Raw genomic sequence first — 13870 nt, forward strand, 5'->3', positions numbered from 1 at the left:
TTTACCCTTGAAATGCTTCAAAAGACTGGAAATTTCTGCTTTTCTGTATACATTGAGTATTCATGAAAACGCCCACGACCGCCTTTCCACTGAACGCTTGGTATGCCGCCGCCTACGACGTCGAAGTGCGTCACGCACTGCTGCCGCGCACGATCTGCAACCAGAAAGTGGTGCTGTTCCGCCGCACCGACGGCCAGGTGGCCGTGCTCGAAGATGCCTGCTGGCACCGGCTGATGCCGCTGTCGCTGGGCCGCCTCGAAGGCGACGAACTGGTCTGCGGCTACCACGGCCTCGTCTACAACAGCCAGGGCCGCTGCATCCACATGCCGAGCCAGGAAACGCTCAACCCCTCGGCCTGCGTGCGCAGCTTTCCGGTGGTCGAGAAGCACCGCTTCGTGTGGATCTGGCCCGGCGATCCGGCCAAGGCCGACCCGGCGCTGGTGCCCGACATGCACTGGAACGACGACCCCGCCTGGGCCGGCGACGGCAAGATGATCCGCGTCAACTGCGACTACCGCCTCGTGGTCGACAACCTCATGGACCTGACGCACGAGACCTTCGTGCACGGCTCGTCCATCGGCAACCGCGAAGTGGCCGAGGCGCCTTTCGTCGCCACGCACGGCGACCGCTCGGCCACCGTCACGCGCTGGATGGAAGACATCGACCCGCCGCCGTTCTGGGGCAACCAGATCCGCCACGCGCGCGGCTACACCGGCAAGGTCGACCGCTGGCAGATCATCCGTTTCGAAGGCCCGTGCACTGTGAACATCGACGTCGGCGTGGCCGAGGCGGGCAGCGGCGCGGTGCCCCAGGGCAGCAACCCCGGCGACCGCAGCAAGGGCGTGAACGGCTACGTGCTCAACACCATCACGCCCGAGACCGACAAGACCTGCCTCTACTTCTGGGCCTTCTCGCGCAACTACTGCCTGGGCGAGCAGCGCCTCACGCACGAGCTGCGCGAGGGCGTCGCCGGCATCTTCCGTGAAGACGAGCTCGTGCTCGAGGCGCAGCAGAAGGCGATGGACGACCACCCCGACCACAAGTTCTACAACCTCAACATCGACGCCGGCTCGATGTGGGCGCGGCGGCTGATCGACCGCATGATCGAGAAGGAAAAGCCCGCGCGCGCGGCGATCCCGATCCGGCCGGCCGAGAAGGAAGCCGCGTGAAGGTCGCTGCCGTCTCCACCGCCGCCGAGCCCGGCGACAGCGGCAGTTCGCAGGCCGTGAAAGCGCAGCTGCGGCTGCGCGAGATGATCCTTGCGGGCGAGCTGCCCGGTGGCGCGCGCATTGCCGAAGTGGCCATCTCCGAGCAGCTCGGCGTGTCGCGCACGCCGGTGCGCACCGCGCTCATGCGGCTCGAACAGGAGGGCTTGCTCGAAGCGCTGCCCAACGGCGGCTATGCAGTGCGTACTTTCTCGGAGCGCGACGTGGCCGACGCCATCGAGCTGCGCGGCACGCTCGAAGGGCTGGTCGCCCGGCTCGCGGCCGAGCGCGGCGCGGCGCCCGTGGTGCTGCGCGAGGCACGCGCCTGCCTGCAGCGCATCGACGAACTGCTGCGCGAGCCCGCGCTCGACGACGCGGCCTTCTCGCGCTACGTGACGCACAACGAGCGCTTCCACGCGCTGCTCTGCGAAATGGCGGGCAGCCCCGTCATCGCGCAGCAGCTCGAGCGCGTGATCAACCTGCCGTTTGCGTCGCCCTCGGGCTTCGTCATCGTGCAGGCCAACTCGCCGGCCGCGCGCGACATGCTCGTGATCGCGCAGGACCAGCATGTGCAGGTGCTCGACGCCATCGAGTCCGGCGAAGGCTCGCGCGCCGAGGCGCTGATGCGCGAGCACAGCCGCATCGCGCGGCGCAACCTGCGCGACGCGCTGCACGGCACGCCCACCGCCGAGCAGCGCCCGCTGCCGGGTGTGCAGTTGATCCGCCGGCGCGGCTGATCGGTTTCTTCTTTTTCCCTCCTCTTTCGTGTTGCTCCCCCGATGAAAAGCGATCTTCAATGGATGCAGGCGCAGGTCGTTGCGCTGCGCGACGTCACGCCCACCGTGCGCGAATTCGAACTGCGCCCCGACGGCGGCTTTGCCGAATCCCATGAACCCGGCGCCCACCTGCAGGTGCAGGTGCTGACGGCGCAGGGCAAGGTGCAGACCCGCTCGTATTCGCTGGTGGGCGAGGGCGATGGTCAGTGCTGGCGCATCGCCGTCAAGCGCCTTGACGACGGCCGTGGCGGTTCGCTCGCCATGTGGCGGCTGGCCGTGGGCGACCGCCTGCAGGTGAGCGCGCCGCAGAACCACTTCCCGCTCGACCTCTCGGCGCCCGGCTACCTGCTGGTGGCGGGCGGCATCGGCATCACGCCGCTGGTGCTGATGGCGCAGCGGCTGGGCGCGCATGCAAGGCGCACCGGCGTGCCGGTGAAGATGCTCTACGGCGCGCGGCATGCGGGCGAGCTCGGCTACCTGTCGCATCTGCGTGAAGCACTGGGCGAGGGCGTCGAAGCTCATGAAGGCTCGGCTCCCATCGACTTCGCCGCCGCCATTGCCGCATTGCCGCCCGGCGGCCAGCTCTACACCTGCGGCCCGGTGCCCATGCTCGAAGCCGTCAAGCGTGCGTGGCACGCAGCCGGCCGTGCCATCGAAGACCTGCGCTTCGAAACCTTCGGCAGCAGCGGCCGCCTGGCCACGCAGTCCTTCCAGGTGCGCATTCCCCGGCACGACCTGGCCATTACCGTGCCGGCCGACTGCACGCTGCTCGAAGCGCTCGACGCGGCCGGCGTGCAGACGCTCTCGGACTGCAAGCGCGGCGAATGCGGCCTGTGCGCCATGGACGTGATCGCCGTCGACGGCGAGATCGATCACCGCGACGTGTTCCTCAGCGAGCACGAAAAGAAGTCGACCACGCGCATCTGCGCCTGCGTGTCGCGCGCCGTGGGCACCCTCACGCTCGACTCCGCCTACCGCGCCGACAGCTGACCCGCGCGCTCCGCAAGCCACCTTGCGCGATGATCGCGCAGTTCATTTGGCAATCGCGCAACAAAGGTCAACGATGGTGGCCGGCTAGGTGATTGCCTGCTCCGCCGGATGTTGCAAAGTGTTGAAAATAGCCCCGGTTCGCGTTCCGCCCCTCAAAGGAAAAAACATGCAAAGACGCCATCTCATCCAGACCGCCGCCCTCTCGGCACTTGCGCTTTCAATGTCGCTGGCCAGTGCCCAGGACGCCAACAAGTTCAAGATCGGCCTGATCCTTCCAATGACGGGCCAGTCGGCCTCCACCGGCCGCCAGATCGAAGCCGCTGCGCGCCTGTACATGGCCCAGAACGGCGACACCGTGGCCGGCAAGAAGGTCGAGCTGATCGTCAAGGACGACACCGGCCTACCCGACGTGACCAAGCGCCTCGCGCAGGAACTGGTGGTGAACGACAAGGTCAACGTGCTGGCCGGCTTCGGCCTCACGCCTCTGGCCCTCGCCGTGGCGCCCATCGCCACCCAGTCGAAGACGCCCGAGGTGGTGATGGCTGCTGCCACATCGAGCATTACCGAGGCATCGCCCTACATCATCCGTTCGAGCTTCACGCTGCCGCAGGTGTCGGTGGCCATGGGCGACTGGGCGCCGAAGAACGGCGTGAAGACCGTCGTCACGCTGGTGGCCGACTACGGCCCCGGCAACGACGCCGAGAAGTTCTTCAGCGAGCGCTTCCAGCTCAACGGCGGCAAGGTGCTCGACAAGCTGCGCGTGCCGCTGCGCAACCCCGACTTCGCGCCGTTCCTGCAGAAGGTGCGCGACGTGAAGCCCGACGCGCTGTTCGTCTTCGTGCCCTCGGGCGCGGGCGCGGCGGTGATGAAGCAGTTCCTGGAGCGCGGCATGGACAAGGCCGGCATCAAGATGATCGCCACCGGCGACGTGACGGATGACGACCAGCTCAACGACATGGGCGACGGCGCGCTGGGCGTGGTCACCTCGCACCACTACTCGGCCGCGCACCCCTCGGCCCTGAACAAGAAGTTCGTCGAAGCCTTCGAGAAGGCCAACCCCAAGATGCGCCCCAACTTCATGGCCGTGGGCGGCTATGACGGCATGCGCGTGATCTACGAAGCGCTCAAGATCACCAAGGGCCAGGGCGGCGGCGAAGCGCTGCTGGCTGCCATGAAGGGCCAGGTCTTCGAGAGCCCGCGCGGCCCGGTGCTGATCGACGCGCAGACGCGCGACATCGTGCAGGACGTGTATCTGCGCAAGGTCGAGAAGAAGGACGGGCAGCTTTACAACGTCGAGTTCGATGTGATCAAGGGTGTGAAGGATCCGGGCAAGGCAAAGTGAGGTTTGTCTCTGGGGGATGTTGTTGTTCGGGGCGCGCTCACGCCGACGGGGTACCTTGCTCCGCGAATGTCCCCCGGCCTTCGGCCTCCTCCTTTATTTCGCTGCGCAAGGCACCCCATCGACGTGATCGTTCAGCACAGCGGTTAAACCTCCGGCACAACGGCAGCGCTCATGTGCGAATGGCATCGGGTGCTCCCCGCAGCGAAATAAAGGAGGAGCCGAAGGCGGGGGACATTCGCGGAGGGGAGTACCCGGTGTCATTCGCACGCACCCCGAACGAAACGAACAGCCCCAGAAATAGCTTCGTAAAAAACACGACATGCTGACCATTCTTTTCGACGGCATCGCCTACGGCATGCTGCTCTTCGTGCTGGCGGTAGGCCTCGCCGTGACGCTAGGCCTGATGAACTTCATCAACCTCGCACACGGCGCCTTCGCCATGGCTGGCGGCTACCTCACGGTGTTCGCCATGCAGAAGCTGGGCGTGCCGTTCCTGGTGTGCCTGCCGCTCGCATTCATAGTCGTGGCGCTGGCAGGGGCGCTGCTCGAACGCACGCTTTACCGGCCGATGTACGGCAAGCCGCACCTCGACCAGGTGCTTTTTTCCATCGGCCTCGCCTTCATGGCGGTGGCGGCCATCGACTACTTCGTGGGCTCGTCGCAGCAGAACGTGCAGCTGCCCGAATGGCTGCGCGGGCGCACCGAGATCGGCGACGGCGCATTGCTGCTTGGCATGGGGCACTACCGGCTCTTCATCATCGGCGTGTGCGCGGTGCTCACGGTGGTGCTGCAGCTCATTCTTTCGAAGACGCGCTTCGGCAGCCGGCTGCGCGCTGCGGTCGATGACCCGCGCGTGGCGGCGGGCCTGGGCATCAACGTGAACATCGTGTTCCTGCTGACCTTTGCGGTGGGCTCGGGGCTCGCGGGGCTGGGCGGTGCGCTGGGCGCGGAAATTCTCGGGCTCGACCCGACCTTTCCGCTCAAGTACATGATCTATTTCCTGATCGTGGTGTCGGTCGGTGGCACCTCGTCGATCACCGGGCCGCTCGCGGCGGCGCTGCTGCTGGGCATTGCCGACGTGGCGGGCAAGTATTTCATTCCGAAGATGGGTGCGTTCACCGTCTACCTGCTGATGATCATGATCCTGATGTGGCGGCCCCAGGGCCTGTTCACGCGCAAGGGAGGCCGTTGATGAGTGCGCCTTCCACCGCCGAGTTTCAGTCGGCCCTGCTGCGCAAGGCGCGCTGGCACCCGCTCGAGTTCGTGGCCTGGGCCGCGGCCTTCGCGCTGCCGCTCGTGATGCCTTCGCACTCGTTGCTGGTCAACGAGATCGCCATCGTCGCGCTGTTCGCGATGTCGCTCGATTTGATTCTTGGCTACACCGGCATCGTGTCGCTGGGCCATGCCGCCTTCTTCGGTTTCGGCGCGTATGCAGCGGCGCTGTTCGCCAAGCTCGTGATGCCGGACCCGACCGTGGGGCTGGTGGTCGCGACCGTGCTGTCGGCCTTGCTTGGCCTCGTGGCCAGCGTGACGATCTTGCGCGGCAGCGACCTCACGCGGCTGATGGTCACGCTCGGCACCGCGCTGCTGTTGCTCGAGCTCGCCAACAAGCTCGACTGGCTCACTGGCGGCGCCGACGGCCTGCAGGGCGTGGTGATGGGGCCGGTGCTCGGCCTGTTCGAGTTCGACCTGTACGGCCGCACGGCCGCCTGGTATTCGCTGGCCGTGATGCTGGTGCTGTTCCTCGTGATGCGCCGGCTCGTGCATTCGCCGTTCGGTGCCACGCTGAAGGCCATCCGCGACAACCGGCTGCGCGCCATGGCCATCGGCATTCCGGTCGTGTCGCGGCTCGTGGTGATCTACACCGTGGCGGCCGGCATCGCCGGCGCAGCGGGCGCGCTGCTGGCGCAGACCACCGGCTTTGCCTCGCTCGACGTGCTGGCCTTCGACCGCTCGGCCGACGTGCTGCTGATGCTGGTCATCGGCGGCGTGGGCTGGCTCTATGGCGGCGTGGCGGGCGCCATCGTGTTCAAGCTGCTGCAGACCTGGCTGTCGGCCGTGACGCCGCAGTACTGGATGTTCTGGATCGGCCTGATCCTGGTGCTGCTGGTGCTGGTGGGACGCGATCGCCTGCTCAAGCCGTGGACATGGTTCGGCTTGGGGGGCAAGAAGAAGGGCGAGAAAGGTGGTGTGGCATGACCGACACCGTGCTCTCCACCCACGGCCTCGTGATGCGCTTCGGCGGCATCACGGCCACCAACAACGTGACGATGGAGCTCAAGCGCGGCGCACGCCACGCGCTGATCGGCCCCAACGGCGCGGGCAAGACCACGCTGATCAACCAGCTGACGGGCGTGCTCACGCCGACCGAAGGCCGCATCACGCTGCTGGGCGAAGACATCACGACGCTCGCGCCGCACAAGCGCGTGGCGCGCGGGCTGGTGCGCACCTTCCAGATCAACCAGCTGTTCGACTCGATGACGCCGCTCGAAACGCTGGCGCTCGTGGTGTCGCAGCACCGGGGCATTGGCGCGCAATGGTGGCGGCCGCTCGGTGCCAGCAAGGCGATTGCCGTGCGCGCGGGGCAACTGCTCGAACAGTTCCACCTGGGCGACGTGGCGCAACAGCAGGTAAAGCACCTGGCCTACGGCAAGCGCCGCCTGCTGGAGATTGCGATTGCACTCGCTTGCGAGCCGCGCGTGTTGCTGCTCGACGAGCCCGTGGCAGGCGTGCCTGCCGGCGAGCGCGAAGAGCTGCTGCAGACCGTGGCCGCACTACCGGCCGATGTGTCGGTGCTGTTGATCGAGCACGACATGGACCTGGTGTTCAGCTTTGCCGACCGCATGACGGTGCTGGTCAACGGCACGCTGCTGACCGAAGGCGACCCCGAAACCATCGCCAACGATCCGAAGGTGAAAGAGGTCTATCTGGGCCACGGGGAGGCTGCTCATGTCTGAGCTGCTGCGCATCGAGAACCTGAGCGCCGGCTACGGCGAGGCCGTGGTGCTGCACGACGTGGCGTTCGCGCTCGGCGAAGGCCAGACGCTTGCGCTGCTGGGCCGCAACGGCACGGGCAAGACGACGCTGATCAACACGCTCGCGGGCGCGACGCGCCAGCACGGCGGAAGCATCGCGCTGGGCGGCCAGGCCCTGCACAAGCTCGCGCCGCATCAGCGCGCGGCGGCCGGCATCGGCTGGGTGCCGCAGGAGCGCAACATCTTCAAGTCGCTCACGGTGCACGAAAACCTCACGGCGGTCGAGCGGCCCGGCAAGTGGAATCCGCAGCGCGTGTACGAGATGTTCCCGCGCCTCGCCGAGCGCAAGACGAACCTGGGCACGCAGCTCTCAGGCGGCGAGCAGCAGATGCTCGCCGTGGGCCGCGCGCTGGTGCTGAACCCGAAGCTGCTGCTGCTCGACGAGCCACTCGAAGGGCTGGCGCCGATCATCGTGGAAGAACTGCTGCGCGCCATCCGCCGCATCACGCAGGACGAAGGGCTGGCCGCGATCATCGTTGAGCAGCATCCGCAGGCGATCCTCGCGATTTCCGACGAGGCGGTGGTGCTCGACCACGGCACCATCGTGCATACCGACAAGGCCGCGACATTGCGCACGCAGCCTGAAGTGCTCGACCGCCTGCTGGGCGTCGCGCGCTAGATAAGTTCCGCCAGGCGCGCCTTCCAGTCTTCCGCTCGGCCGAGCCATGGGCCGATGTCGATGCGGTTGGCGCGGCCATCGGCCTGCGTCAACACGAAGGTTGGAAAGCCCTGGCCGCCTGCGCACTGCAGGAACTGGCGGCTTTCGGCGATGTGCCGCGAGGTCGCTTCTCCCGACAGGTGCTCGAAGGCCAATGCGAAGGCTTCGGCATCGAAGCCGAGTTCGCCGGCTATCGCTTTCAGTACTTGCTCATCGGCGATGCGCCGGCCTTCGACGTAGTGCGCCCGTTGCAGGCGGTGGATCATGTCCAGCCCGCCGCCCGCCCGCAGCGACTCGGCCGCGAGGATGGCCGTGGTCGGCGGTTCGGAGTCCATCGTCGCGCCGGTGTCGCGCAGCAGTCCCTCGAAGTAGCCTTCGCCGAAGGGCTGGCCCGTGAGTTCGGCGATGCGCCGGTCGTGCGGCATCACGTACTCACGCCACTGCGGCGTGATCGCGCGCCGGTTGGCGCCGGTCATCATGCCGCCGCCGTGGAACTCGACCTTCAGGCCCGGCACGCTGCGCGCCGCGTCGACCAGCGGCGCGGCGGCGTAGCACCAGCCGCACAGCGGGTCGAAGACGTAGTGCAGCGTGGCGCCTTCGTTCACTGCTTCGTTCACTGCTTCGTTCACTGCTTCGTTCATTGCGGCCATTTCATTTCTCCCTTGATGACCTTGGCGCCGAGTTCCAGCGACGAGGCGTCTTCCAGCTTCGGGTAGCGCTTCTTCATTGCGGCGATGAGTGCGGCCGAGTCCTTGGCCTTGGCGGCTTCGGTCTCGAAGGCTTGCAGATAGCTTCGCGTGAATTTCACCGAGGCGAGCGAGTAGGGCGCGCTGCCGTCCGCATTCGGCAGGTAGTGGCCGGGCACGACAGTCTTCGGGTGCAGGGCCTCGATGCGCCCCAGCGTCTTGATCCATTCGCGGCGCGATTCGGGCGTCTGCGTGTCGGCCACCCACACGTGGATGTTGGCCGACACCGGAATGCCGCCAACCACCGCCTTCAGCGAGGGAATCCACGCGAAGCTGCGTTTGGGCGTCGGGCCGTCGAGTCCGACGACCTGGATCTTGCGGCCTTCGAGCGTGAGGCTGTCGCCAGTCAACGGCTGCGGCACGACCAGCGCCTTGGGCGCGTTGTCCTTCAGGATCGGGCCCCAGTGCGCGAGCTTGCCGTCCTTCGAGGCCTGGATGGCGGCCGCGGTCTGGGGCGTGGCGACGATCTTGGCGTCGGGGAAGGCGGCCTGGATCACATCGAGGCCGAAGTAGTAGTCGGGGTCGCTGTGGCTGATGTAGACCGTGGTGAGCTTCTTGCCCGTGGCCTTGATCTTCTGCACCAGCGCCTCGGCGTCGTTGCGCTGGAACTGCGCGTCGATTAGCACGGCGTCGGTCTGGCCTGTGACGATCTCGGAGGAGACCGGGAACATCGACTTCGTGCCGGGGTTGTAGACGTCGAGCTTGAGCGGCTGCGCGGCCTGTGCGGCGAGCGGGGCAAGGCTCAGGGTGGTGGCGAGGGCGGCGGCGGAGAGGAGGGCTCTGCGGAACATGCGGTGGTCTTTCTGTATGCGGTGTGAAGGAGTGACAGCTCTGACCGTTCGAATGTAGGTTGCGCGAATCGAAATAAAAACCTGCTCCAGGGTAATGAATAGTTTCAGATTCCGGTCGAATGGGGCGATTGGCCGTCAGTCCGTGGCGCGCCGCTCCAGGTGCGCGACCAGCAATTGAGCAGACGGCGACAGTGCCGCCTCACTGCGGAAGCAGATCGCAAAGCGCCGCCGTGCCCACGCATCGGTAAGCGGCATCAGGCGCAAGCCGAAGGCATCGGTGAAAGGCCGGGCTACCTCCGCCGGCACCACGCTGATCGCCAGCCCGGCGCGCACCACGCGCAGTGCCGCGTCGAAGTTGGACACCAGCACCCTGTACACCAGCGGCTTGCCCGCCACCGCGGCCTCGCGCGCCAGCATCAACTGCACGGCGCTCAGCGCGGGCATGCCGACAAATTCATGGTCGAGCACCTGCTCGAAGCGCACCTGCTCGTGCTTCGCCACCGGGTGCGAAGGGTGCGCGACGATGGCGAGGTGGTCGGTGCGGTAGTCGTGCCGCTCCAGGCCTTCGAGGTCGGCCGCGTCCCAGCATAGGCCGATGGAGGCGCTGCCCTCGCGGATGCCGCGCACGATCTCGGGGCTCACGCGCTCTTCCATGTCGACGCGGATGTTGCGGTGGGCCGGGTCTTGCAGAAAGTCCGCCACGTCCTCGGCCAGCGATTCGGCCATCACCGACGCCGAGGCCAGGATGCGCACGTGCCCGCGCGCGCCGCCGGCATAGGCGGCCATGTCACGCTCGATACGGTTCACGCTGCCGAGCATCGCGCGGGCGTGCTCCAGCAGGGTCTCGCCGGCGGGAGTGGGCAGCACGCCGCGGCGCTTGCGCAGCAGCAGCGGCGTGCCGACGGCTTCTTCGAGCTGGGCCAGCCGCTTGCTGATGGCCGAGCCGACGATGCTGGCCTGCTCACCGGCGCGCGCGATGCTGCGCGTTTCGCAGACGGCGACGAAGAGGCGCAGGGTGGTCAGGTCTAGGTCTCTCATGATGTTCCGTTCCGGAATCAGATGGCTTCCAAAATATACCTTCTGGATCAAATCGGAACTTCTAACATCGACTCCGTACCCTCACGACGGAGACAAAGTCTTGATTCACGCATTCCTGCCGCCGCGCGCGGTCGTCCGCGAAGTGGGCCTGCGCGACGGGCTCCAGAGCATCGCCCGCGTACTGCCCACCGAACGCAAGCTCGAATGGATCCGCGACGCGCACGCGGCCGGGCAGCGCGAGATCGAGGTCGGCTCGTTCGTGCCGGCGCACCTGCTGCCGCAGCTCGCGGACACGGCCGAGTTGCTGGCGTACGCGAAGACGCTGCCGGGGCTCTTCGCCTCGGTGCTGGTGCCCAATCTCAAAGGTGCCGAACGGGCCATTGCAGGCGAGGCCGACCTGATGGTCGTGCCGCTCTCGGCCAGCCACGCGCACAGCCTCGCCAACCTGCGCAAGACGCCCGACGAGGTGGTGACCGAGGTCGCACGCATGCGCGCGGCGCGCGATGCGGCGGGCTCGAAGACGCTGATCGATGGCGGCGTGGGCACGGCCTTCGGCTGCACGCTGCAGGGCCATGTCGCGCCCGACGAAGTGCTGCGGCTGATGCAAGCGCTACTCGACGCGGGCGCCGATCGCGTGAGCCTTGCGGACACCGTGGGCTATGCCGATCCAGCGATGGTGCGCAGCCTGTTCGAGCGCGCCCTGCGCATCGCTGGCGACAGGCTGTGGTGCGGCCATTTCCACGACACGCGCGGCATGGGGCTCGCGAACGCGTATGCCGCGCTGGAAGTGGGCATCACGCGCTTCGACGCCTGCCTGGCCGGCATCGGCGGCTGCCCGCATGCGCCCGGTGCCAGCGGCAATGTCGACACCGAAGACCTTGTCTTCATGCTCGAGAGCATGGGCGTTGCAACCGGCGTCGACCTGCCGAAGCTGCTCGACCTGCGCCGGCGCGTGGCGGGCTGGCTCGAAGGCGAGACCCTGCAGGGTACGGTGTGGCGCGCGGGCTTTCCGAAGACCTTCGCGGCAACAGTGGGAGTCGCGGCATGAGCGCGGCAAACACCGAAGAAAAGCGCCTGCCGCTCACCGGTATCCGCGTGGTCGAGTTCACCCACATGGTCATGGGCCCGACCTGCGGCATGGTGCTTGCGGACCTGGGGGCGGAGGTCATCAAGGTCGAGCCCATCGAGGGCGACCGCACGCGACACCTGCTGGGCGCGGGCGCGGGCTTCTTCCCCATGTTCAACCGCAACAAGAAGAGCATCGCGCTCGACCTGCGGCACCCGCAGGGGCTGGAAGCCGCGCTGCGCCTGTGCGCCACGGCCGACGTGGTGGCGCAGAACTTCAAGCCCGGCACCATGGACAAGTACGGCCTGGGCTACGCCGCCCTCGGCAAGCTCAACCCGCGTCTCGTGTACGTGAACCACGCGGGCTTCTTGCCCGGCCCCTACGAACATCGCACCGCGCTGGACGAGGTGGTGCAGATGATGGGCGGGCTGGCCTACATGACCGGCCGCCCCGGCGATCCGCTGCGCGCGGGCACCAGCGTCAACGACATCATGGGCGGCATGTTCGGCGCCATCGGCGCGATCGCCGCGCTGATGCAGCGCGCGGAGACCGGCAAGGGGCAGGAGGTGCAGTCGGCATTGTTCGAGAACAACGTGTTCCTGGTCGGACAGCACATGCTGCAGTACGCGATCACCGGGCAGGCCGCTGCGCCGATGCCGGATCGCATCTCGGCCTGGGCGCTGTACGACGTATTCACCGTGAAGGACGGCGAGCAGATCTTCCTGGCCGCGGTGAGTGACGCGCAGTGGAACACCTTCTGCGACGCGTTGGGCTTCGACGACCTGAAGGCCGACCCCGCCTTGCGCACCAACAACGACCGCGTGCGCCTGCGGCCCACGCTGCTGGCCGATTTGCGCGAGCGGTTGGCCGGGTGTTCGGCGGCGGAGCTGTCGGCGATCTTCGAGGCCAAGGGCTTGCCGTTCGCGCCGATCACCCGGCCCGAAGATCTCTACGACGACCCGCACCTGAAGGCCACTGGCGGACTGGCAGACATCCGCCTGCCGGACGGCGAGCGCGCCGGAGAAATGGCGCAGACGACGCTGTTCCCGATCACGCTCGGCGGCGAACGCCTCGGCGTGCGGCTGCATCCGCCGACGCTGGGCGAGCACACGCGCGAACTGCTGGCCGAGCTGGGCTACGCGCGCGAGCAGGTCGATGCGCTGCACGCCGAGTCGGCGGTGGCCTGATCGAAGCGCTTTTCAAAACCATAAAGAGAGACAAAACCGATGACCAAGACACTTTCCTCGATGAACCGCCGCGCGGTGTTAGGCCTCGGCGCGTGCGCCGCCGCCATGGCCGCATGCCCCGCACTCGCGCAGGGCTCCGACAAACCCATTCGCTTCATCCTGCCGATCAGCGCGGGCTCGGGCGTCGACACCATCGTGCGCGCCGCATCGGTCGCGCTCGGCAAGGCCTTCGGCCAGCCGGTGGTGATCGAGAACCTGCCGGGCGCGGGCGGCATTACCGGCGCCGCGGCCATCGTCAAGGCCGCGCCCGACGGGCTCACGCTGGGCATGGTGTCGAACAACCACGTCATCAACCCGGCGGTGTTCAGGAAGATGCCCTTCGACGCGATCAACGACGTCACGCCGATCAGCGTGGTGGGCGCGACGCCGCTGGTGCTGGTGGTGAACCCGAAGCTGCCCGCGAAGAACGTGAAGGAACTGGTCGCGCTGCTGCGCGCGAAGCCCGAGAACTACAACTACGCCTCGTCGGGCAACGGCACCATCATTCATCTGGCCGGCGAGATGTTCATGGACGAAGCCGGCGTGAAGGCGCGGCACATTCCCTACAAAGGCACCGGCCCGATGGTGACCGACATGATCGCGGGGCAGGTCGAGATCGGCGTGGTCGCGCTGCCGGCCGTACAGCAACACATCAAGAGTGGTGCGCTGCGCGCCATCGGCCTGTGTGGCGCGGCGCGTTCGCCAGCCGCGCCGGACATTCCGACCATCGCGGAGCAGGGGCTGCCGAACTACGCGGTCGAAGGCTGGTTCGCGGTGATCGGCCCGCCGAAGATGCAGGCGGCTGACGTCCAACGCGTGCACGACGCGGTCGCCGCTGCGTTCACCAGCGCCGAAGTGCGCGATGCAATGGACAAGCAGGGCAACGTCATCAAGCCCTCGACGCCGGAGCAGGCGGCGAGCTACTTCCGCAGCGAGGCGGCGCGTTATGCGGTGCTGGTGAAGAAGGCGAACGTGGTCCTTGAGTAAGGCGAGGTTG

At 67.2% G+C, this 13870-nt stretch carries 13 protein-coding genes and 1 pseudogene; 11 read left to right on the top strand and 3 right to left on the bottom strand.

The annotated features are described in order from the left end of the window. Positions 1-62: 62 nt before the first annotated feature. From ACSFBF_RS15545 to ACSFBF_RS15580, 8 genes are all read left to right on the top strand, one after another. Positions 63-1169, top strand: a complete 1107-nt coding sequence (locus ACSFBF_RS15545; protein ID WP_435468410.1) for an aromatic ring-hydroxylating dioxygenase subunit alpha — start codon at positions 63-65, stop codon at positions 1167-1169. Then, a complete protein-coding gene (locus ACSFBF_RS15550; protein ID WP_093051306.1) occupies positions 1166-1942 on the top strand; it encodes a GntR family transcriptional regulator in 777 nt (258 codons plus the stop codon). The genes ACSFBF_RS15545 and ACSFBF_RS15550 overlap by 4 nt, the downstream gene beginning before the upstream one ends. 42 nt (positions 1943-1984) lie before the next feature. Further along, positions 1985-2971, top strand: a complete 987-nt coding sequence (locus tag ACSFBF_RS15555) for a PDR/VanB family oxidoreductase (RefSeq protein ID WP_435468413.1) — start codon at positions 1985-1987, stop codon at positions 2969-2971. Between the two features lie 166 nt (positions 2972-3137). After that, positions 3138-4313, top strand: a complete 1176-nt coding sequence (locus tag ACSFBF_RS15560) for an ABC transporter substrate-binding protein (RefSeq protein ID WP_435468415.1) — start codon at positions 3138-3140, stop codon at positions 4311-4313. 319 nt (positions 4314-4632) lie between these two features. After that, entirely contained in the window at positions 4633-5505 is an 873-nt protein-coding gene (locus tag ACSFBF_RS15565; RefSeq protein ID WP_435468417.1) for a branched-chain amino acid ABC transporter permease, read from the top strand. Beyond that, on the top strand, positions 5505-6512 hold the full coding sequence (locus ACSFBF_RS15570; RefSeq protein WP_435468419.1) for a branched-chain amino acid ABC transporter permease: 1008 nt from the start codon (positions 5505-5507) through the stop codon (positions 6510-6512). Before ACSFBF_RS15565 ends, ACSFBF_RS15570 begins: the two co-directional genes overlap by 1 nt. Further along, complete coding sequence (locus ACSFBF_RS15575; protein WP_435468421.1) at positions 6509-7270, top strand: ABC transporter ATP-binding protein; 762 nt, start codon at positions 6509-6511, stop codon at positions 7268-7270. The genes ACSFBF_RS15570 and ACSFBF_RS15575 overlap by 4 nt, the downstream gene beginning before the upstream one ends. After that, complete coding sequence (locus ACSFBF_RS15580) at positions 7263-7967, top strand: ABC transporter ATP-binding protein (protein WP_435468423.1); 705 nt, start codon at positions 7263-7265, stop codon at positions 7965-7967. The genes ACSFBF_RS15575 and ACSFBF_RS15580 overlap by 8 nt, the downstream gene beginning before the upstream one ends. On the opposite strand, the gene ACSFBF_RS15585 is transcribed toward ACSFBF_RS15580, so the two are convergent. The 3 genes and pseudogenes from ACSFBF_RS15585 to ACSFBF_RS15595 all read right to left on the bottom strand — a co-directional run bounded on the left by ACSFBF_RS15585 (position 7964) and on the right by ACSFBF_RS15595 (position 10581). Beyond that, positions 7964-8656: a DsbA family protein gene (locus tag ACSFBF_RS15585; protein ID WP_435468425.1), complete on the bottom strand. Its 693-nt coding sequence runs from the start codon at positions 8654-8656 to the stop codon at positions 7964-7966. The genes ACSFBF_RS15580 and ACSFBF_RS15585 overlap by 4 nt on opposite strands. Next, a pseudogene (locus tag ACSFBF_RS15590) lies at positions 8650-9543 on the bottom strand (MBL fold metallo-hydrolase); the annotation flags it as partial. The pseudogene ACSFBF_RS15590 and the gene ACSFBF_RS15585, both read right to left, overlap by 7 nt. A 135-nt stretch (positions 9544-9678) precedes the next feature. Beyond that, the gene (locus ACSFBF_RS15595; RefSeq protein WP_435468427.1) at positions 9679-10581 is read right to left on the bottom strand and encodes a LysR family transcriptional regulator; all 903 of its coding nucleotides are present in this window, start codon (positions 10579-10581) and stop codon (positions 9679-9681) included. Positions 10582-10681: 100 nt separating this feature from the next. Here ACSFBF_RS15595 and ACSFBF_RS15600 point away from each other — a divergent pair, with 100 nt between their 5' ends. Genes ACSFBF_RS15600 through ACSFBF_RS15610 form a run of 3 tightly spaced genes read left to right on the top strand, consistent with a single transcriptional unit; the run spans position 10682 to position 13860 of the window. After that, positions 10682-11629 carry a hydroxymethylglutaryl-CoA lyase gene (locus tag ACSFBF_RS15600; RefSeq protein ID WP_435468429.1) on the top strand — a complete coding sequence of 316 codons (948 nt, stop codon included), beginning with the start codon at positions 10682-10684 and terminating at the stop codon, positions 11627-11629. After that, positions 11626-12834, top strand: coding sequence for a CaiB/BaiF CoA transferase family protein (locus tag ACSFBF_RS15605; protein ID WP_435468431.1), 1209 nt, complete (start codon positions 11626-11628; stop codon positions 12832-12834). Before ACSFBF_RS15600 ends, ACSFBF_RS15605 begins: the two co-directional genes overlap by 4 nt. 39 nt (positions 12835-12873) lie before the next feature. Then, complete coding sequence (locus ACSFBF_RS15610; RefSeq protein WP_435468433.1) at positions 12874-13860, top strand: tripartite tricarboxylate transporter substrate binding protein; 987 nt, start codon at positions 12874-12876, stop codon at positions 13858-13860. The last annotated feature ends 10 nt before the right edge of the window (positions 13861-13870 follow it).

Origin of the sequence: Variovorax nivicola, from assembly GCF_051216475.1 — a bacterium.
Lineage (GTDB): Bacteria > Pseudomonadota > Gammaproteobacteria > Burkholderiales > Burkholderiaceae_C > Variovorax.

Bases quoted from the DNA above. Each gene is read 5' to 3' on its own strand.
- ACSFBF_RS15605 (WP_435468431.1), top strand. From the start codon at position 11,626: ATGAGCGCGGCAAACACCGAAGAAAAGCGCCTGCCGCTCACCGGTATC.
- ACSFBF_RS15560 (WP_435468415.1), top strand. From the start codon at position 3,138: ATGCAAAGACGCCATCTCATCCAGACCGCCGCCCTCTCGGCACTTGCG.
- ACSFBF_RS15580 (WP_435468423.1), top strand. From the start codon at position 7,263: ATGTCTGAGCTGCTGCGCATCGAGAACCTGAGCGCCGGCTACGGCGAG.
- ACSFBF_RS15545 (WP_435468410.1), top strand. From the start codon at position 63: ATGAAAACGCCCACGACCGCCTTTCCACTGAACGCTTGGTATGCCGCC.
- ACSFBF_RS15595 (WP_435468427.1), bottom strand. From the start codon at position 10,581: ATGAGAGACCTAGACCTGACCACCCTGCGCCTCTTCGTCGCCGTCTGC.
- ACSFBF_RS15585 (WP_435468425.1), bottom strand. From the start codon at position 8,656: ATGGCCGCAATGAACGAAGCAGTGAACGAAGCAGTGAACGAAGCAGTG.
- ACSFBF_RS15575 (WP_435468421.1), top strand. From the start codon at position 6,509: ATGACCGACACCGTGCTCTCCACCCACGGCCTCGTGATGCGCTTCGGC.
- ACSFBF_RS15555 (WP_435468413.1), top strand. From the start codon at position 1,985: ATGAAAAGCGATCTTCAATGGATGCAGGCGCAGGTCGTTGCGCTGCGC.
- ACSFBF_RS15610 (WP_435468433.1), top strand. From the start codon at position 12,874: ATGACCAAGACACTTTCCTCGATGAACCGCCGCGCGGTGTTAGGCCTC.
- ACSFBF_RS15570 (WP_435468419.1), top strand. From the start codon at position 5,505: ATGAGTGCGCCTTCCACCGCCGAGTTTCAGTCGGCCCTGCTGCGCAAG.
- ACSFBF_RS15565 (WP_435468417.1), top strand. From the start codon at position 4,633: ATGCTGACCATTCTTTTCGACGGCATCGCCTACGGCATGCTGCTCTTC.